The following is a 19562-nucleotide window of genomic DNA, read 5'->3' as shown; positions in this document are numbered from 1 at the left end:
ATATTGATACAAACATGTAGATTATATAAATATTTTGATATATATTAAAATATATAAGTAAATATTGGGGGAATAAAAAATGATAGATATACATTGTCACATATTACCTGGAGTGGATGATGGAGCTAAGAGCCTTGAAGAAGCTTTAGAAATGGCAAAAATAGCTCAAGCTGAAGGTATAAAAACTATAATAAACACATCACATTATCATCCAGCATTTGAAGATTATATAATGGGAGATAAACTTTTAGATATAGCCACAAGTTTTAATAATGAATTAATAAAAAATAATATAGATGTAAATGTGCTAGTTGGAAATGAAATATATTACAATGAAAATATATTAGAATATATAGATAAAAAAGAATTTAAAAGTATAAACAATAGTAAATATGTATTAGTTGAATTTTCTCCTAGCAATTTTCCTAAAAATCTAAGTGATGTTATATTTGAGTTTAAAATAAGGGGATATATACCTATACTTGCACATGTAGAAAGATATATGGAAATACAAAAAAATTATAGTATTTTAAAAGATGCTATAAATGAAGGGGCACTTATTCAAATCAATAGTTCAAGTGTATTAAAAAAAGGTTCTAAGTCATTTGAAGTTTGTAAATATTTATTAGATCGCAATTTAGTACAGTTTATAGCTAGTGATGCACATGATAAAGAAAGAAGAAAACCATATATCAAAGAAGTTTTCACATATATAAGTAAATACTATGGTGAAGATAGAGCTAAAACATTACTAATAGAAAATCCATTAAAAATAATAAATGATGAAGATATTTCATTTAAAGAAATAGAGCTAAAAAATAGAAAAAAAGTAGGATTTATAAAAAAAATATTTAATAGAAAATAAATAATATAATTATATTACATCTATAATTATGTATTAAATGAAATAATACTTAAGAGTATATTATTCTTTAAATATTCATACATATTATTAAGACTTTAATATCTTAATAAGGAGAATTATCTATGAAGTTTGAAGAATTACTCACTGAGCTTTATCCAATAAATGACAAGAATAATAAGATAAGAAAATTTATAAAAGAAAATTTTACAAAAGAATTGTTAATACTTTACATAACGGAATTAGCAATATATATGATAACATCTACAAAAGTATCTAGTGCTAGTATTATAGAAAAGGTAGTATATGACCAAAATATACTTTGCTTATCTGAAAAATTAAAAGAAGAAAAAGAAGGCTTATATAAAGATGACATAGAATTTCAGCTAGAAGAAGATAAAGAAGTAATAGGAGTTTATTTCTTAAAAGCTAATGAAGAAGTTATAGCTATAGTTAAGGAAGATATAGAATTATATGATGAATTAGAAAAATTTTTATTAAATTAAATGAGTAGCACTCAAGCTACTCATTTTTTATTTTTAAATACAAATATTGATTATTTAAATAATATAAAAAGCTAGATAATAAAATTAATTAACTAGCTTTAAGATTATTTCTATATTCAATAGGTGTTATACCATTTAGTTTTTTAAAAAGTGTTGTATAGTAGTTATGGTTATTATATCCAACCAATAAAGCAACATCTAATATTGTAAAATTTTTATTTTTCAAAAACTCTTTGCTTTTTTCTATTCTAAATTTATTTAAAAAATTAGTAAAAGTATATCCAGTTTCTTTTTTAAATATAGAACAAAAATAGCTTTTATTTATGCTTAGATAATTGCAAATATCATCCATATTAGTAGAAGCGTAATTTTTATGTATGTAATCAATACTATCTTTAATGTATGGATTAAATTTATTATCTTTATTAATTTGACCTTTTATAATGCTTTTTAGCATAGTTAATATGTAGTTAATGCAAGAATAAGGTTTAAATGGAATATTTAACTCACTACATATATATTTTGATTTAAATGGTCCAACTATAAAGTATCCATCAAATCTAGTATCCGTTAAAGGTGTTACTATAAAGTGTATATTTTCAAAATATGTAAGGTTTATACTTGAAATAGTACTTTCTTTTAAATTATTATATATGTTTGTTTTTTCTAATACCAAATCAATATCCTTTGAAAATCCCATTTTATAAATAGGGATAAACTTTTCATTGACAAACTGTATAGGAATATCTAGACAGTCATAAAAATCTTTCAATATACTTTCCAAATTACTCATGATCTCCTCCAAAACTTGATTAAAACTAGTTAATATAATCAAATTATTTTAACTTTAAAATTTAGAATTGAAATATTTTAAACTAAAAATATTTATAAAAATAGCAAATATAATTAAAGAACTATAAAAATTTTTATAATATACTTAAAGAGTAAATGATAATCAATATCATCAATATTATCTATTAAAACGAGGAGAAAGTCAATGAGAAAAATAGCGATATATGGTAAAGGAGGCATAGGTAAATCTACGACAACGTCGAATTTATCAGCGGCTCTTTCACAATTAGGATATAAGGTAATGCAAATAGGGTGTGACCCAAAAGCAGATTCAACTAAAAATCTAATGAAAGGAAAGTTTATACCTACAGTATTAGATGTAATGAATGAAAAAGGTGACGATATAGACCTTAAAGATATTGTATTTGAAGGATATAATGGAGTGCTTTGTGTTGAAGCTGGAGGACCAACTCCTGGTGTTGGATGTGCTGGTAGAGGTATAATAGCAGCTTTTGAAAAGTTAGAAGAATTAGAGGCTTTTGAAGTTTATAAGCCAGATATAGTCATATACGACGTACTTGGAGATGTTGTATGTGGAGGATTTTCAATGCCAATAAGAAATGGATACGCTAAGGATGTTTATATAGTAACATCTGGTGAGATGATGTCTATGTATGCAGCGAGTAATATATCTACAGCAGTTAATCAATTTAAAAGTAGAGGATATGCATCATTAAAAGGTATTATATTAAATGCCAAAAATGTAGATGGTGAAGTTGAATTAGTAGAAAACTTATGTAATGAAATAAATAGTAATGTTTTTCACTATATACCTAGAAATCAAATAGTTCAAATATCTGAAAATGATGGGAAAACAGTTATAGAAAAAGATAAAGAGAGCGAGATGGCAAGTATATATATGAATTTGGCTAGAAAAATAGTTAGTGAATAACTAGCCTGTAAAACAGCAATTTAGCTTATAAAAATTATATAAAAATAAACACATTAAATATAAAATTAAAACAAAATGGAGGAAATATTATGAAATTTAGAAAATTAGCATCAGTATTTTTAGTATCAGCATTATTTATAACAGGGTGTACTAATAATAGTAGTCAAAGTGAAAAAGAAAGTGATACAGCCGTTAAAGGTGCTCAAGTTGAGGAATTAGACGTAGTAGCTGCGACAGTTTCAGCTACACAAGTATTAGATAAATTAGATGCAAATGTTATAGGAATACCTACAACTAAAATGGAAATACCAGAAAAGTTTAAAGGATTACCAGAAGTAGGTCAAGCAATGAATCCTGATTTAGAAATAGTAGCATCTCTAGAGCCTGATGTATTTATAATGGATAGTATGTTTAAAGAAAATGTAAAAGATAGTATGAAAGAGTATGATTTAAATACTTTCTACTTTAATACAGGAACATATACAGAATTTGTAAAAAGTATTGAAGAGCTAGGAAAAGAAATAAATAAAGAAGAAGAAGCGACTAAAGTAATAAACGAATTAAAAGAAGTTGAAAAAGAAGCTACAGCTAATAAAAGTGAAAAAGCACCGACAGTAGCAATAATATTTGGTGGAGGAGAAAACTTCATGTTAGCTACAGAAACTTCTTATTTAGGGGATTTAGCAAAAACTGTGGGAGCAGAAAATATAACTAATAAATTAGAGGGAGATATGAGTTCACCTTATGTTCAATTTAGTTTAGAGCAAATAATAAAAGAAAATCCTGATTATATACTTAGATTTGCACATGGAAATATAGAAGAAACTAAAAAAGCTTTTGATGATGCTTTTGATAAAAATCCAGCATACAAAGAGTTAGATGCATATAAAAATGGAAAAGTGATAGATTTAGACCCTGCTATATTTAACGTATCTGCAAACCTACAAGTAAAAGAAGCTATAAAAACTTTAGGGAATGTACTTTACGGTAACTAGGTATGAAGCTAAATAAAAAATATTTAACTATAGGTATAAGTTTTATAATGTTAGCAGTACTTTTAGTACTGCTTTCTACTATAGGTAGTGTAGATTTAAGTTTTAATGAAATAATTAAAGCTCTTATAAATGATGATAATAAAGTAGTAACTACTATTGTCTATAAGATGAGGCTACCAAGAAATATACTAGCAGCATTAGTTGGAGCAAACTTAGCAGTAGCAGGAATATTACTTCAATCAGTTATGAAAAATCCACTAGCAGACCCTGGTATAACAGGAGTATCAACAGGTGCTAGTGTAGCTGCTATTATAATACTTTTATTAGCTCCAAAGTATACGAATATACTACCTATAGTTGCATTTGTAGGTGGGGCTATAGCATGTATATTAGTATTTTTAATGGCTTATAAAAATGGAATAAAGCCAGGAAGAATAGTATTAGCAGGGGTTGCTGTAAATACTATATTAGGAGGAGTTATATCATTTTTATCAACAATGTATAGTGATAGGATACAAAGTGCTATGCTTTGGTTAAATGGAAGCTTAGCTACTAAAACTTGGGTAGATGTTAATATGTTATTTGGATATTCTATAATAGCACTTATAGTATCACTACTTCTTATAAGAAGTGCAAATGTTTTACAACTTGGAGATGAAGCAGCAACAAATCTTGGATTTAATGTTAACTTAACTAGACTATTAATTTCAGGTGTAGCAGTATTTTTAGCTGCTATATCAACATCAGTTGTAGGAGTTATAAGCTTTGTTGGACTTATTGTTCCTCATATATCTAGAATGATTATGGGAAGTGATCATAAATACACTATACCTTTTAGTATGGTACTAGGGAGTATAGTATTATTAGTTGCAGATACTTTAGGAAGAACCATAGGTGGAGCTATAGAAATACCAGTTGGAGTTATTATGTCTATAGTTGGAGGTCCGTTTTTCTTATACTTACTAAGAAAGAGAGGAGATTATTAATGATAAGTGCTAGTAATTTAAAAGTTGGATATGAAGATAAAGTTATAATAGAGAATTTAAACTTAGAAATAAATAAAGGAGAAGTTGTATCCATAATAGGTCCAAATGGATGTGGAAAATCAACTTTATTAAAGAGTTTATCTAGGATGATAAAACCTTTAAGTGGAGAAGTTTTTTTAGAAGGAAAAAGAATAAAAGACTTAAAGGGAAAATTAATAGCTCAAAAGGTGTGCTTATTATCTCAACACAACAATGCACCTATGGATTTAACAGTTGAAGAACTTGTTTACTTTGGAAGAATCCCTCACAAAAAATGGTTTGAAACTAAGACAAATAATGACAAAGAAATAGTAGATTGGGCAATAGAAAATACAGGGCTTAGTAAATATAAAAATACACCAATAGGGGCATTATCAGGAGGAGAAAGACAAAGGGCGTATATTGCACAAGCGCTATGTCAAAAGCCAGACATATTACTTCTTGATGAGCCTACTACATATTTAGATATATCATATCAACTAGAGCTTATGGAGTTAGTTAGAGAAATAAATGAAAAGTTTAAAATAACAATAGTAATGGTACTACATGAGTTAAATCAAGCTAGTAAGTATAGCGATAGGCTTATAATTATGAAAGATGGTCAAATTATAAGTGATGGTAGACCAAATGATGTTGTAAATAAGGATGTTATAAAAAAAGTTTATAAAATAGAGTGTGATATAGATAATGATCCACAAAGTAATAAACCTAGAATACACCCTATAAAAACTATAAAGGCACAAAGACTAGTGTCTTAAAGCTAATGATTAAATAAGTCAATAAATATAAGAAAGAGTCAAAATCAAAATTTACATAATAAGAGGAGAAGTATGTATACTTTAGATATTTTAAATAGATTAGATGAAATAAATGAAGATAAAGATATAAAAAGTTTATCTCATGCAATATTTCCAGGGACACATTGTCCATTATTTGGGGTAGCCCTTACTGCAAGTTATATAAAAAATATGCCACTAGTTGTAGTAGGAACTAGTGAATGTACTTACTACACTAAAAACTTTGCATATCATAGACAAAAAGGAAATGATAGTGTTTATTCAGTAGTTTTAAAAGACAAAGATATAGTATTTGGTGGGCAAAAAAAGGTAGAAGAAGCTATAAAACAAATAATAGAAATAGAAGAATGCGATGCCATAATGATAGTAACAACTTGTGTACCAGAGCTTATAGGAGAAGATTATTCTTCAATAGAGTATAGCTTAGATGGTGAAGTTGATGTACCTATATTTGTAGTAAACACAGAACATTTTAAGTGCAACTCTCATATACCAGGAATGTCTAGAAGCTTAAAAGCACTAATTACTTGTATGAAAAAATCAAAAGAAAAAGAAGGAATTAACATACTAGGGCATAGGCAAGAAAATGTTGAATCTACAGAACTTGTGAAACTTCTTAAAAGCGAAGGAGTTAGCATTAATACTGTGATACCATCAAAGTGCGATATAGATGCTATAAAAAATGCATCAAAATCAAAAGTAAATATAGTAACAGATATGATAGCACTAGATTTGGCTAAAGCTATGAAGAAAAAGTTTGATATAGACTATATATACTTTGATAAGCATATGGATAAAAGTACAATATATAAAAACTACAAGAGATTAGAAGAATTATTAAATGTAGATTTATTAAATAAATTAGAAGATAAGATAAATGAATATGATGAGCTTTTTAGAAAGTGTAGTGATATTTTAAAAGGAAAAAAACTTATATATGGAAATACACCTATGATGGCTTTTGAAACTGTAGACTTTTTAAGTGATTTAGGTATGATACCAGTGTTTGTACAAATTAGAGAGTTATATGAACAAGATATAAAGTACAAGGAAAATATATCTAAAAAAGGATATAACCCATACATAAGTAGAATAGCAAATATAGCACCACTTAGACATTTATATGAAACAATAGGAGCAGATGTATATATAGGTCACGAAAGCCCTATAATACTTAGAGAAAAAGGGTTAATGCAAATAACACTAGACTCTCATGCACAAAAAATAGGATATGAACTACCTATAGATATGATGAAAGACTTAATAAAGCTATATGAATTAGAAACTAGCAAAATGGGAGGAATGATGTATGCAGGTATGTAAATATTTCCCCGTAGCAAATGATAGAATGGGAACAATATGGACACTGTCATCAATAAATAATGCATTTATTATAGAATTTGGACCAGCAGGAACAACACACTATTCAATAGAGGCAATAGGAAGCTTAAATGGAGAAGAAAGAGCAAAAATATATTCAACTCATATGGATCAAAGTGATGTTACATTTGGAAAGTACGATAGAATTGAAAATGCAATAATAGAATTAGATGAAAATATAAAGCCTAAATACATATTTGTAATGGCATCATCTATATCATCTATAATAGGTGCAGATATTAAAAGTGTATGTAGAGTACTTAAAGATAAAGTAAAAGCAAAATTAATACCTATAACTACAGGTGGGCTTAAGGACGACTACAACATAGGTGTTGAAAATATATTAGAATTATTAGTAAAAGAAATAACTAAAGACAACACTAAAGATATAAATAAGTACAACATTATAGGATATAACATAGATAAATACAACTTCTTAAGTGATAGCTATGAATTAAAAAGAATTATGAAAGAGCTATTTAATAAAGACTTAAACACAATGTTTACTTGTGATACTTCTATAGAAGACATAGAAAACGCAGCGAAAGCATCTCTTAATGTAGTAGTTAGAAAAGAAGGATTAAAAGCTGCTAAATATATGAAAGAAAAGTACAATATACCATATGTATATAAAAGTTTATATGGTCTTAAAAATACTATGGAATTTATAGAAGCAGTAAATGAAATAGAAGGGTATGAGCTAAACAAAGAATTATACAATAAAGAAATAAGCTTTGTTAAAAATAACATGTTTAGTGTAAAGCGTAAGTTCTTCTTCTACAAAGAAAGTAAAAAATGTGCACTATTTGGAGATTATGATACTGTACTAGGAATAAGTGATATGCTTAGTGAATTAAATTTATGTGTAGATAGAAAAGAAGTGCTACATAAAATAGACAGTGAAGAAGATTTAGTTTCTACAGGAAGTGAATTGGATAGAATGAAATATCTAAAAAATACACAACTTCTAGGATTATTTGGTGATGGACCAAGTTTAGACATGAAAAGTAACGCTAAGATGAAGTTACAAGTAAGTAATCCAAACTTAAATAAAGTAAATATATATCCATACACTCCATATATAGGTTTTAGAGGGTGTGTATATATAATAGAAAGAATACTTAACGTAAAGTTATAGACAGGAGACAATTAATATGGAAAATATAATAAACAATCAAAAAAGCTTAATGATAAGTTCATTAAATGAAAATAAATTACCAGAAATAAGTTATGCACCATTTGTTATGATAGATAAAGATATATATTTATATTTAAGTAAAGCAGCAAGTCATTACTATAATTTAACAAATGATAAAAATTGTTCAGTTATGATAATAGAAGATGAAAAAGATTCAAAAACTATATTTGCAAGAAAAAGAGTGTCATTTGAATGTGAAGCTACTAAATTAGAAAATGCAGATGAGGCTATATACAATAAGTTTGATGAAGTACATGACCCATCTATGATGATGGTATTAAAAACTTTAGACTTTGATATATTTAAGTTAAATATAAAAAGTGGAAGATTAGTAAAAGGATTTGGGCAAGCTTTTGATATAAATATAAAAAATAAAGAATTTGAATTAATTCAAGTAAAAGAAATAAATCATAAGGGTAAATAGAAAAAACACTTAGCATAATATTATGCTAAGTGTTTTATTTTATAATATTATGAACTTACTTTGAGAATATAAAACATATATGTTATAATTTAGTATATATATACAAAAATAGGGGGAAAATATATGAAATTAAAGAAAAGTGTATACTTATCATTAGCTATAAGTGGCTTAATGTTGGGAAATGTTTCTTATGCTAATTCTAATGAATATGAAACATATACAAAACCAATGCCTAAATCACATAGCATATCTAATTACATGTCAGAGATGCCTACAGAAGTCAAACAAGATATAGAGGAACTTAATAATTTCAAATATCTAAAAACCAAAACAAATTCAAACTATGAGGTAGCACTAGCTAGCCAAGATGGAAAATATATATTTTATAAAGAAGCTAATACTTACGATGAAGCTGTAAATATAGCAAAAAATATACAAAATGAGTATAGTTATGAAAATATAGTACCATCAGTTATAAATAAAGAAGGTTTAATAGTATATAGTACAAACTCTATAGGTCGTATTGTAAAATTAGGAGATGGAATATCTGAAAGTTCTATAAACTATACTGCAAAGTTATATAAAAATGCAAACGACACTAATGAATATACATATATAAATCATGGATATATAGAGGATGTTCCAGTTATAGAAGAAACTGAAACTATGGCAAAGATAGAAGTTGCTGGATTTAGCGGATGGATTAAAAAGCAAGATGATAAAGGTACAAATATAGTAGTACTTCCTATAAATCAAGCTAAAAATTTAAGCTACTATAAAAATGTAAATGGAAGATTAAGCCATTATATAAGTTCGAATGTACAAGGAAATACAGGAACTTATAGAACAATAGGACAAGCACCTTCATTTATGAAAAATGAAGTAAAGTATTATAGCTATGATGGAAATTATTTTTATGATGATATAAACAAACTTATAAGCGATGCAAAAGAAAATAATCATAACAATGCAGTAAATACTAATGAACCATACTATAACTACTATCAATATTTACCAGGTAGAAGTAAAAGTTCATATGATGCTAATGATATAAATGAGTATTTTAAAGCTAAAACACCAAGTGACAGTGTTCTTAGAAATACAGGAAAATATTTTATAAAAGCTCAAAATAAATATGGAGTAAATGCATCAGTTATGGTTGGAATAGCTATGAATGAATCAGCTAAGGGAACGTCTACTTTAGCTAAACAAAAAAATAATATATTTGGAATAAATGCAAAGGATAGCAATCCAAATAATGCAAATTACTTTAAAAGCATAGAAAATTGTATAAATGAGTTTGCAAAAGAATGGATGTCAAATGAATATTTAAATCCAAATAGTTGGAAATATAATGGTAATAATCTTGGAAATAAAGAAATTGGATGTAATGTTAGATATGCATCAGATCCATATTGGTCAGAAAAAGCATCAAGTTATATGAATGAAATGGATGTAGAATTATCATCTAGAGGTTTAGGAGATGACTATAATAGATATAAAATAGGAATGCTTAATAAGTCATCAAATATAAATGATAAAAGTGGAAATAGATTATATACATCAGATAAAGGTGAAGTAGTTTTAATATCTGATGATAGAAACTCAAATATTGAGATAAATCCTGATAGAATAACTCCATCTAATGTAGCTAATCCTATACCAGGAAGTTATGACTATACATTTAAAGGATATGTAAATAAAAATGATGTAAATATTATAAATAATCAAAAAGATAAGGTAATATTAGATACTATAATAGGTAATGATAGATATGAGACAGCAGCTATGATATCTGATAACCAAAACTATACTAGTGCAATACTTGTTAATGGAGATAAAACATTAGCAGATGGACTTAGTGCAAGTGGATTATCAGGAATAACTAAATCACCAATACTTTTAACAAAAGTAGATTCTATACCAAATGAAACAAAAGAAAGATTAAATGGAGTTAATAAAGTATATTTAATAGGTGGAAAAAGTGTTATATCACCAAAAATAGAAAGTGATTTAAAATCACAAGGAAAAGAAGTTATAAGACTTTCTGGAAATAGCAGAGAAGAAACAAGTTATAAAGTTGCAGATGAAATAAAAAAAATAAATCCAAATATAGATAAAGTATTTTTAGTAAATGGATATAAAGGAGAACCAGATGCTATGAGTGTATCTCCAATTGCAAGTCGTGATGGAGTACCAATAATATTAACAAATGGAAAAGACATACCATTTAACACTAATAACAAAAGTACTTATGTTATAGGATCTAGTATATCAATGAGTGATAATATAGTAAATAAAACAAATGCAACTAGACTTGGAGGAAGTGATAGATTTGCTACTAATAAGCTAGTTATAGAAAAGTTCTATCCTAATACTAATGAGTTTTATATATCAAAAGGATATACATTAGTAGATGCCTTAACAGTATCTCCACTTGCTAAAAATTATCCTGTTGTACTAGTTCATAACAATAGTGATAAGTCAGTAATAAAAAATGCTACAAAACTTATACAAGTAGGCGGTATAGACAAGTCTATAGTTAATGAATGTATAAATGTAATAAAATAAATTATAAAAAAATAGAGTGTAAAATATCTTACACTCTATTTTTTTATGTATTTAGTATATACATATCTATATTGTATGAATATAAAATTAATATATTATTTATACTAAGTACATATAAAGAAAGAAAGGATGTATTTTATGAAAACTACAATAATAGTAGCAAGTCCAAGTGAAAAATCTTTTAGTAAAAAAATCGTAGAAAAATTATCAAAAAAGCTGATTGAAAATAGAGCAGAATATGAAATAATAGATTTGTACAAAGATAACTTCAATCCTGTAATGACTGAAAAAGAAGAACAGTTATATAATGAAGGTAAGGCTGATGATGAATTAGTTAAAAAATATCAACAAAGTATAAGAAATAGTGATGAGATAATTCTAGTTTTTCCAGTTTGGTTTAACAATGTACCTGCAATACTAAAAGGTTTTTTTGATAAGGTATTTATAAAAAACTTTGCATTTAGTGAAGAAGATAATAAAACAAAGGGACTTTTAAGCAATATAAAATCAGGTATGGTTATAACTACATCAGAATCAAACACAAGCTATTTAAAAGATAAATTAAATAACCCAATAGAAACAGTAATAATAAAAGGAACATTAGAAGTTTGCGGAATGAAAAATATAAAATATATAAATTTAAATGTAGAAGATAAAGAAAAAGAAGATGTATTTGAAAGCTACTTCAAATAATAAAAGTTATTTAGAAATTTATTTTAAATTACAAAAAAGCTATCTATAAACAAGATAGCTTTTTGTTATTAAAGATAATTTTATTTTTTAGAGGTTTTGTAAACTATTTTACTTCTTTAGCTTGATTAACAAAATCGTCAAATGAAGATGCTGTTATTAGTTCATCTCCTACGTATGCTGTAAACTCAGCACCACATTCACCTATACATTCATTTTCTATTTCTCTACCTAGTAAAGCCTCTCTTAAATCATCTATACTCATTCCAGAACATGCTGAACAAACTCTTATCATAATTATATCCTCCTAATTTATATTAAAATAATTTGAAATTATTATATTTTATATATACACACTATTTAGAAATTTTAAACAAAAAAAATTAAAAAATACCATTTTAATTTAAAATATACTATAATCTATCATAGGATAATGTCTAACGGGGGAGGAAATTATGTTAAATAAAGAAGAATACTTGAAAATGATTTCTTACATCCCTATACCATATGTATATATAGAGATGGATGAAATAAACAAAATTAAAGTAGTAGATATAAATAAAAGATTTAATGAATTAATAGGGGATAAGATAATTAAAGGAAATATTTATAGTATTGACAATATAGGATACAAAGAAGCTTTTCTAGAAATAGATAGGCATATAGAAGACAAAATTAAAAAAATATATATAAAAGATATAAAGTCATTTTATGAAATAGAGATAATAAAAATATCAGAAAATAGATATTTAATATGGTTTAAAAGAAAAATTGATATAGATAAAAATATAAAAGAACTTATGAATGCATTAGGTGGAGTTATATGGCTAAAAGACAGAGATGGCAGGTATGTATATACAAATAAAGAAATAACAGAAGGTAAATATACAACAACTGAAAATATGATAGGAAAAACAGATGAAGAGATATATCCAGAGGAGGTAGCAAAATTATTCTCAAAAGGAGAAGAATATATTATTAAACAAAGTAAAGAATCTAAATATGGGCTATTTTCTTATGATGGAAAATTTTATAATGGATTTATAAAACTTATAAAAAATGAAAATAAAGAAATATTAGGAACCATAGGAATATGCTTAGAGGTTATAGAAAATATTGAATATAATAATCAATTGTCAGCTATTAAAATGTTAAATTTAATTAGTGATAATATTCCAGATAGTATATTTTTAAAAGACAAACATGGAGTATTTAGACATTGTAATAAAGTATTTGCAGAAAATAGAAATATGACTAAAGAAGATATCATAGGAAAAACTGAAAAAGATATAAATACACCTCATGATAAAATAAAGAAATATGAGATAGAAGAAAAAAATATAATGAAAACTAAAAGTAAGCTTATATCTAATAATTCATCTATATCAGATGATGGAAGAGTTAGATATTTTGAAACAGTAAAGGTACCAATGTTAGATAGCAATAAAGTTGTATCTGGGGTGCTTGGAATATCTCGAGATATATCTCATAGAAAAGAGGCAGAGCTTGAATTTGAAAGCCTTAGAATGGAATTTTTTGCTAATTTATCTCATGAATTTAAGACACCATTAAATCTTATATTTAGTTCTATACAGTTAATGGAAGCTATTACAAAACGAAATAACCATGATGAAGAATATAAAAAATATACAAATATAATAAGACAAAATAGCTATAGGTTATTAAAAATGGTAAATAATTTAATTGACAGTACAAGGCTAAATGCAGGCTGCTTAGAATATAATCCGCAAAATTATAATATAGTAGAGTTTATAGAAAATATATGTGACTCTGTACAAAGCTATGCAAAAGAAGAGGGGATAAAATTAATCTTTGATACAAATGTAGAAGAAAAAATAATGGCGTTTGACTTAGAAAAAATGGATAGGATTATATTAAACTTACTATCTAATGCAATAAAATATAATACAGAAAATGGAATTATATACGTAAAATTAGATATAGATGATAAAAATTTAAATATGAGTATTAAAGATAGTGGAATAGGTATACCAAAAGATAAATTAGAAGAGGTATTTACTCTATTTAAGCAAGTAAATAATAGAATAACAAAACCTAGCGAAGGAAGTGGAATAGGTTTATCAATAGTTAAATCTTTAGTGGATTTACATGGAGGTACTATAAAAGTAGATAGTGAAGAAAAGGTAGGAAGTGAGTTTAAGATAGTTATACCAATAAGGTTATGTGAAGAAAACTATGTAAGCCAGAATGCATTTAAATATAATAAATATGTAGAGAATATAGATATAGAGTTTTCTGATATATATACTTCTGTAAGATAGACATATATTAAAATTTTATTATATATAATTAAAAAATTAACTAAGTATTAATTATATATAATATATTAATTTTATTTTCGTAGAATTTTTAGCTAAAATTCTACGAAAGTAAAATTTATTTATAATTTATAAAGAATTATATAGTATTATCACCACATAGTTGTTACAATAAAAGTGAGGAATTATTTTATTTTTGTCAATAATCAATAATTATGGTAAAATTTTATTTTATAATCTTAGAGTTTTTTGATTTATATTGTGAATTTACTAATATACTAATATACAACACTAATAAAAAGTAACCAATTGGAGGAAATAATGATACTTTACGAAAAGAAATACAAAGAAACAGGTAAAGAATATGCATATAGAATTTTAAAAGACAATATAATGTCTTTAGAACTAAAGCCAGGAGAACTACTTAGCGAGTCTGACTTATCAGAAAAACTAAATATATCAAGAACACCTATTAGAGAAGTTTTAATGAAATTAAAAAATGAGCACTTGATAGAGGTTAAGCCGCAATCAGGTACTTATGTTTCTTTAATGGATAGTAAAATAATAGACGAAGCTATATTTATGAGATCTACTATAGAAAAAGAAGTTTTAAAAGAAGCTTGCGAATATTTTCCAGAGGATTTATTTATAGAATTAGAAAAAAATCTATTTGCACAAAAGTTATTATGTGATATAGAAGGAAAAGAAATAGAGTTTCATAATTTAGATAAAAAATTTCATAGGTTAATATTTTTAGGATGTAATAAAATAAACATATGGGATAGTATAATGAATATAAGTACTCATTATAATAGAATGAGATTATTATCTGAAATGAAAACTAATAGAAATAAAATAATAAGTCAACATGAAGAAATGCTAAACATAATAAAAAACAAAGAAGTAGATAAGATAGATGATTATATACAAAAACATATAGTATTACCAGCTAAAGAATGGAGAACATTGATAAAAGACAATGATGATGTAAGTATTTATTTTAAATAAGTATCTGTAATTACAGATGCTTATTTTTTTACATATAAGGAAATTATATCAAGTATAAAACTGTTCATAACTTATAAAAATAAGATATTTCAATAGGCTTGAAAATGTAAATGGATTCGCCCACACAGTGGCTTAAAAAATGACATTTTGAGCAACGGACGAAGTCGTTGGGGACATGAAGCATTTCGCCGACACGTCGCTTACGTGAAGAGAATTTTTTTATGAACTAAAACCTACTAAGTAAATGTTAAATTATATTAATTGTAATGTAAACTAAATAAATTTAGTAAAAAATAATTATTTTATGTAGAAAATAAACGGAATATAAAATATTTTATAAAAAAATGAAAAAGATATTGTTTTCCTGGGGAGGATATGCTAGTATACAAGTATAGAAGACTAAAGGGGAGGCAATAACATGAAATTACCATTTAATGTTGATCTAAAAGATAAAGTAGTTGTAGTAACAGGTGGAACAGGAGTACTTTGCGGAGCTATGGTTGAAGCTTTAGCTAAATGTGGAGCTAAAGTAGCTATACTTGCACTTGGAAAAGAAGCTTGTGAAGCTAAAGCTAAGGAAATAATAGATAATGGTGGATGTGCCATAGGAATAGAAGCTAACGTATTAGATAAAGAGAGTTTAAAAAGAGCTCATGATATAATTTTAGAAAAATTAGGACCATGCGATATATTAATAAATGGAGCTGGAGGAAATCATCCAAAGGGAACAACAACTAAAGAATACTTATTTGAAGAAGATTTAAATAATGAAGAATTAACAACATTCTTTGACTTAGATCCAAAAGGAGTAGAATTTGTATTTAACTTAAACTTCTTAGGAACATTACTTCCATCTCAAGAGTTTAGTAAAGACATGATAAATAGAAAAGGGTGTACAATAATAAACATATCTTCAATGAATGCATATACACCGCTTACAAAAATACCAGCATACTCAGGGGCAAAGGCTGCAGTAAGTAACTTTACTCAATGGTTAGCTGTACACATGTCTAAAGTAGGAGTAAGAGTAAATGCTATAGCACCAGGTTTCTTTGTAACAGCACAAAATGAAAAGTTATTATTCAATGAAGATGGAACACCAACAGAAAGAAGCAACAAGATATTAAATAGCACACCAATGGGAAGATTTGGAGAAGCCCAAGAATTAATAGGTACATTATTATATCTAGTAAGTGAAGATGCATCAGGATTTGTAAATGGTGTTGTTATACCAGTAGATGGAGCATTTTCAGCATACTCAGGAGTATAGGGGGATATTATGCTAGAAAGTATAAAAAAAGAAGGAATAGTAGCAGTAATTAGAGCAAAAGACCATAAGGAAGCTAAAGGATATATAAATGCTTGTGCAAATGGTGGAATAAGAGCTGTAGAATTAACATACTCAATACCTAAGGTTGTAGAACTTATAAATGAACTAAGAGATGACAAAAATCTTATATTAGGTGTTGGAAGTGTACTAAATGCTAAAATGGCTAAAGATGCAATATTAGCGGGAGCAAAATATGTTGTAAGCCCGGGGTATAGTGAAGAGGTAAACGATGTATGTAAAGAATTAAATACACTTTATTTACCAGGATGTATGACGGTAAGTGAAATAATGAATGCACAAGATAAAGGAAATAAAATGGTTAAGTTATTCCCAGGTGATGTATTTGGACCAAAGTATGTAAAAGCTATAAAAGCTCCAATACCAAATGTTGAAATAATGCCAACTGGTGGAGTTAGTATAGATAATGTAGATAAGTGGTTTGAAATGGGAGTTTCTTGTGTAGGAGTAGGAAGTTCACTATTTAATGCAGGAAGCTTAGAAGATATAGAAAACTTAGCTAAGGAATTTGTGGAGAAAATACAAAATGTCAGAAGCAAATAATAAAAAGGTTTTAGGTTTTGGGGAGGTAATGTTAAGGCTAATACCTCCCAACAATAAAAAAATTATACAGTCAAACTCTTTTGAAGCAATTTATGGTGGTGGAGAAGCAAACGTTATAGCAAGTTTATCTTGTTTTGGTCATAAGACGAAGTTTGCAACTAAATTACCAGACAACTCACTAGGTGATAAAGTAATAAGAGATTTAAAAGGATTTGATATAGATACTAGTTCAGTCGTTAGAGGAGAAGGAAGACTAGGAATATATTTTTCTGAAATAGGTCATGGATATAGAAGTACAGAAGTTATATATGATAGAAAATACTCAGCTATATCTATGGCAAATAAAGAAGAATTTGATATCAAATGTATGCTAAAAGATGTAAGTTTAGTTCATATGTCTGGTATAACTCCAGCACTTAGCAAAGAGTTATATAACTTAGTTATAGATATTGCAAAATACTGTAAAGAAAATAGTATACTAGTGTCCTTGGATTCTAATTATAGAGCTAAGCTTTGGAGCTTAGAAGAAGCTAAAGGATTTTTAGAAAAAGTACTTCCTTATGTAGATATAGCATTTTTAGGAAAGTTAGATATGACAAACATATTAAAATATGAGGATAATGACTTAGACTTTGAAGATTCTCTTAAAGAGTTGTACAAAGAGTTATTTAAGAATTATCCAAATATAAAATATGCAGCATGCACTAAAAGAAGTGTTCATTCAATAAATAATAACTCATTAAAAGGTTATATATTTGATGGAAATGACATGCAAATATCAAGTGAATATACATTTGATATATTAGATAGAGTTGGTGGAGGAGATGCATTTACAGCAGGAATACTTCACGGAGTAATAAATAATATGGATTCAAAAAAGACTGTTGAATTTGGAGTTTGTGCAAGTGCACTAAAGCATTCTATAAGAGGAGATATAAATTTAGTAGACGAAGAATCTGTTATTAGTTTGATAGATAAAGGTCTACAAAATATAAAAAGATAATTGGGGGAACAGTAAATGGAAATGACGTTTAGATGGTATGGACAAGATGACCCTGTAAAAATAGAGTACATCAGACAAATACCAGGAATGAAAGGAATAGTTACAGCAATATATGATATACCAGTTGGAGAAGCTTGGCCAATTGACAAAATATTAGAACTTAAAAAGACTGTAGAAGACAATGGACTAAAACTTTCAGTAATAGAAAGTGTACCAGTTCATGAAGATATAAAGTTAGGACTTCCTACTAGAGATAAGTATATAGAAAACTACAAAGAAACATTAAGAAATCTTGGTAAAGCAGGAATAGAAACAGTTTGTTACAACTTTATGCCAGTGTTTGACTGGACTCGTTCAGATCTAAACTATGAACTTGAAGATGGATCAACTTGTCTTATATATGATGAAGAAACAGTTAAGAAAATGGATCCAGCACTAGGTGAATTAGAACTTCCAGGGTGGGACACTTCTTATGGAGAAGGTGGACTAGGAGCATTACTAGATCAATATAAAGATATAGATGAAGAAAAGTTATGGGAAAATCTTGAATACTTTATAAAAGAAATATTACCTGTAGCTGAGGAAAGTAACGTAAAAATGGCTATACATCCAGATGATCCACCATGGGGTATATTTGGACTTCCAAGAATAATAACTAACTTTGAAAATCTAGAAAGATTTATAAACCTTTATGATAGTGAATACAATGGTATAACTTTATGTACAGGATCACTTGGATGTACAAGTACTAATGATGTAGTAAAAATGGTTGAATACTTTGGAAAAGAAAAAAATAGAATAAACTTTGCACACTTAAGAAACGTATTAATAACAGGAGAAAGTAGTTTCAATGAAGTAGCTCATTTATCTGAGTGTGGATCGCTTGATTTTTATGAAATAGTAAAAGCATACTGTGACTATGACTTTAAAGGACCATATAGACCAGATCACGGTAGAATGATATGGGGAGAAACAGGAAGACCAGGATATGGACTATATGATAGAGCTTTAGGAGCAGTTTATATAAATGGATTAATAGAGGCTATAAATAAGAATAAGTAATTTGAAAAAATAGTCTAAAAAAGGAAAATAAATTCAAAAATAATCCAAAAATATATAATAAAATATAGAGTAATATTATAGTAGAGTTAAAATTTAATTAAGTGAA

General features: G+C 26.9%; 19 protein-coding genes. 17 read left to right on the top strand and 2 right to left on the bottom strand.

All coding sequences use genetic code 11. The annotated features are described in order from the left end of the window. Nucleotides 1-79: 79 nt before the first annotated feature. Both FRIFI_RS08975 and FRIFI_RS08970 read left to right on the top strand, forming a co-directional pair. Nucleotides 80-865, top strand: coding sequence for a tyrosine-protein phosphatase (locus tag FRIFI_RS08975; RefSeq protein WP_166505658.1), 786 nt, complete (start codon nucleotides 80-82; stop codon nucleotides 863-865). Between the two features lie 122 nt (nucleotides 866-987). After that, a complete protein-coding gene (locus tag FRIFI_RS08970) occupies nucleotides 988-1368 on the top strand; it encodes a hypothetical protein (protein WP_092925098.1) in 381 nt (126 codons plus the stop codon). 88 nt (nucleotides 1369-1456) lie between these two features. Here FRIFI_RS08970 and FRIFI_RS15170 read toward each other — a convergent pair whose 3' ends face one another. After that, nucleotides 1457-2161, bottom strand: a complete 705-nt coding sequence (locus FRIFI_RS15170) for a helix-turn-helix transcriptional regulator (RefSeq protein ID WP_092925100.1) — start codon at nucleotides 2159-2161, stop codon at nucleotides 1457-1459. 204 nt (nucleotides 2162-2365) lie between these two features. On the opposite strand from FRIFI_RS15170, the gene FRIFI_RS08960 reads away from it, so the two are divergent. The 9 genes from FRIFI_RS08960 (at nucleotide 2366) to FRIFI_RS08920 (ending at nucleotide 12195) form a co-directional block, all read left to right on the top strand. Further along, nucleotides 2366-3112: a nucleotide-binding protein gene (locus tag FRIFI_RS08960; RefSeq protein WP_092925102.1), complete on the top strand. Its 747-nt coding sequence runs from the start codon at nucleotides 2366-2368 to the stop codon at nucleotides 3110-3112. Between the two features lie 89 nt (nucleotides 3113-3201). Beyond that, entirely contained in the window at nucleotides 3202-4107 is a 906-nt protein-coding gene (locus FRIFI_RS08955) for an ABC transporter substrate-binding protein (RefSeq protein ID WP_092925108.1), read from the top strand. Nucleotides 4108-4109: 2 nt separating this feature from the next. Further along, nucleotides 4110-5093 carry a FecCD family ABC transporter permease gene (locus FRIFI_RS08950; protein ID WP_092925110.1) on the top strand — a complete coding sequence of 328 codons (984 nt, stop codon included), beginning with the start codon at nucleotides 4110-4112 and terminating at the stop codon, nucleotides 5091-5093. Continuing rightward, nucleotides 5093-5890 carry an ABC transporter ATP-binding protein gene (locus tag FRIFI_RS08945; protein WP_166505657.1) on the top strand — a complete coding sequence of 266 codons (798 nt, stop codon included), beginning with the start codon at nucleotides 5093-5095 and terminating at the stop codon, nucleotides 5888-5890. The genes FRIFI_RS08950 and FRIFI_RS08945 overlap by 1 nt, the downstream gene beginning before the upstream one ends. 72 nt (nucleotides 5891-5962) lie before the next feature. After that, nucleotides 5963-7252, top strand: coding sequence for a nitrogenase component 1 (locus FRIFI_RS08940; protein WP_166505656.1), 1290 nt, complete (start codon nucleotides 5963-5965; stop codon nucleotides 7250-7252). After that, nucleotides 7239-8447 (top strand): nitrogenase component 1, encoded by a 1209-nt coding sequence (locus FRIFI_RS08935; protein WP_166505655.1) that lies wholly within the window; start codon nucleotides 7239-7241, stop codon nucleotides 8445-8447. The genes FRIFI_RS08940 and FRIFI_RS08935 overlap by 14 nt, the downstream gene beginning before the upstream one ends. A gap of 16 nt (nucleotides 8448-8463) precedes the next feature. Then, a complete protein-coding gene (locus FRIFI_RS08930; protein ID WP_166505654.1) occupies nucleotides 8464-8931 on the top strand; it encodes a HugZ family pyridoxamine 5'-phosphate oxidase in 468 nt (155 codons plus the stop codon). Nucleotides 8932-9054: 123 nt separating this feature from the next. Further along, complete coding sequence (locus tag FRIFI_RS08925) at nucleotides 9055-11502, top strand: cell wall-binding repeat-containing protein (RefSeq protein WP_166505653.1); 2448 nt, start codon at nucleotides 9055-9057, stop codon at nucleotides 11500-11502. Between the two features lie 138 nt (nucleotides 11503-11640). Then, nucleotides 11641-12195, top strand: a complete 555-nt coding sequence (locus tag FRIFI_RS08920; RefSeq protein WP_166505652.1) for an NAD(P)H-dependent oxidoreductase — start codon at nucleotides 11641-11643, stop codon at nucleotides 12193-12195. 103 nt (nucleotides 12196-12298) lie between these two features. Here the strand turns inward: FRIFI_RS08920 and FRIFI_RS08915 are convergent, their stop codons facing one another. Continuing rightward, nucleotides 12299-12487 (bottom strand): hypothetical protein, encoded by a 189-nt coding sequence (locus FRIFI_RS08915; RefSeq protein ID WP_092925122.1) that lies wholly within the window; start codon nucleotides 12485-12487, stop codon nucleotides 12299-12301. 160 nt (nucleotides 12488-12647) lie between these two features. On the opposite strand from FRIFI_RS08915, the gene FRIFI_RS08910 reads away from it, so the two are divergent. From FRIFI_RS08910 to uxuA, 6 genes are all read left to right on the top strand, one after another. Continuing rightward, nucleotides 12648-14495 carry a sensor histidine kinase gene (locus FRIFI_RS08910; RefSeq protein WP_166505651.1) on the top strand — a complete coding sequence of 616 codons (1848 nt, stop codon included), beginning with the start codon at nucleotides 12648-12650 and terminating at the stop codon, nucleotides 14493-14495. Nucleotides 14496-14813: 318 nt separating this feature from the next. Continuing rightward, entirely contained in the window at nucleotides 14814-15500 is a 687-nt protein-coding gene (locus tag FRIFI_RS08905) for a GntR family transcriptional regulator (protein WP_092925126.1), read from the top strand. Between the two features lie 418 nt (nucleotides 15501-15918). Beyond that, nucleotides 15919-16770 carry an SDR family oxidoreductase gene (locus FRIFI_RS08900; RefSeq protein ID WP_166505650.1) on the top strand — a complete coding sequence of 284 codons (852 nt, stop codon included), beginning with the start codon at nucleotides 15919-15921 and terminating at the stop codon, nucleotides 16768-16770. A 9-nt stretch (nucleotides 16771-16779) separates the two neighbouring features. Next, on the top strand, nucleotides 16780-17391 hold the full coding sequence (locus tag FRIFI_RS08895) for a bifunctional 4-hydroxy-2-oxoglutarate aldolase/2-dehydro-3-deoxy-phosphogluconate aldolase (RefSeq protein WP_242977241.1): 612 nt from the start codon (nucleotides 16780-16782) through the stop codon (nucleotides 17389-17391). After that, nucleotides 17375-18394: a sugar kinase gene (locus FRIFI_RS08890; protein WP_166505649.1), complete on the top strand. Its 1020-nt coding sequence runs from the start codon at nucleotides 17375-17377 to the stop codon at nucleotides 18392-18394. Before FRIFI_RS08895 ends, FRIFI_RS08890 begins: the two co-directional genes overlap by 17 nt. Nucleotides 18395-18409: 15 nt before the next feature. Then, complete coding sequence (gene uxuA, locus FRIFI_RS08885) at nucleotides 18410-19456, top strand: mannonate dehydratase (protein WP_166505648.1); 1047 nt, start codon at nucleotides 18410-18412, stop codon at nucleotides 19454-19456. The last annotated feature ends 106 nt before the right edge of the window (nucleotides 19457-19562 follow it).

The sequence above is a fragment of the Romboutsia hominis genome, assembly GCF_900002575.1.
Classification (GTDB): Bacteria; Bacillota; Clostridia; order Peptostreptococcales; family Peptostreptococcaceae; genus Romboutsia_C; species Romboutsia_C hominis.
Note: the sequence above shows the minus strand (reverse complement) of the source record. Positions and strands in the feature narration are given on the sequence as shown.

Coding starts and splice junctions, on each gene's coding strand:
- FRIFI_RS08975 (WP_166505658.1), top strand. CDS start 80: ATGATAGATATACATTGTCACATATTACCTGGAGTGGATGATGGAGCT.
- FRIFI_RS08970 (WP_092925098.1), top strand. CDS start 988: ATGAAGTTTGAAGAATTACTCACTGAGCTTTATCCAATAAATGACAAG.
- FRIFI_RS15170 (WP_092925100.1), bottom strand. CDS start 2,161: ATGAGTAATTTGGAAAGTATATTGAAAGATTTTTATGACTGTCTAGAT.
- FRIFI_RS08960 (WP_092925102.1), top strand. CDS start 2,366: ATGAGAAAAATAGCGATATATGGTAAAGGAGGCATAGGTAAATCTACG.
- FRIFI_RS08955 (WP_092925108.1), top strand. CDS start 3,202: ATGAAATTTAGAAAATTAGCATCAGTATTTTTAGTATCAGCATTATTT.
- FRIFI_RS08950 (WP_092925110.1), top strand. CDS start 4,110: ATGAAGCTAAATAAAAAATATTTAACTATAGGTATAAGTTTTATAATG.
- FRIFI_RS08945 (WP_166505657.1), top strand. CDS start 5,093: ATGATAAGTGCTAGTAATTTAAAAGTTGGATATGAAGATAAAGTTATA.
- FRIFI_RS08940 (WP_166505656.1), top strand. CDS start 5,963: ATGTATACTTTAGATATTTTAAATAGATTAGATGAAATAAATGAAGAT.
- FRIFI_RS08935 (WP_166505655.1), top strand. CDS start 7,239: ATGCAGGTATGTAAATATTTCCCCGTAGCAAATGATAGAATGGGAACA.
- FRIFI_RS08930 (WP_166505654.1), top strand. CDS start 8,464: ATGGAAAATATAATAAACAATCAAAAAAGCTTAATGATAAGTTCATTA.
- FRIFI_RS08925 (WP_166505653.1), top strand. CDS start 9,055: ATGAAATTAAAGAAAAGTGTATACTTATCATTAGCTATAAGTGGCTTA.
- FRIFI_RS08920 (WP_166505652.1), top strand. CDS start 11,641: ATGAAAACTACAATAATAGTAGCAAGTCCAAGTGAAAAATCTTTTAGT.
- FRIFI_RS08915 (WP_092925122.1), bottom strand. CDS start 12,487: ATGATAAGAGTTTGTTCAGCATGTTCTGGAATGAGTATAGATGATTTA.
- FRIFI_RS08910 (WP_166505651.1), top strand. CDS start 12,648: ATGTTAAATAAAGAAGAATACTTGAAAATGATTTCTTACATCCCTATA.
- FRIFI_RS08905 (WP_092925126.1), top strand. CDS start 14,814: ATGATACTTTACGAAAAGAAATACAAAGAAACAGGTAAAGAATATGCA.
- FRIFI_RS08900 (WP_166505650.1), top strand. CDS start 15,919: ATGAAATTACCATTTAATGTTGATCTAAAAGATAAAGTAGTTGTAGTA.
- FRIFI_RS08895 (WP_242977241.1), top strand. CDS start 16,780: ATGCTAGAAAGTATAAAAAAAGAAGGAATAGTAGCAGTAATTAGAGCA.
- FRIFI_RS08890 (WP_166505649.1), top strand. CDS start 17,375: ATGTCAGAAGCAAATAATAAAAAGGTTTTAGGTTTTGGGGAGGTAATG.
- uxuA (WP_166505648.1), top strand. CDS start 18,410: ATGGAAATGACGTTTAGATGGTATGGACAAGATGACCCTGTAAAAATA.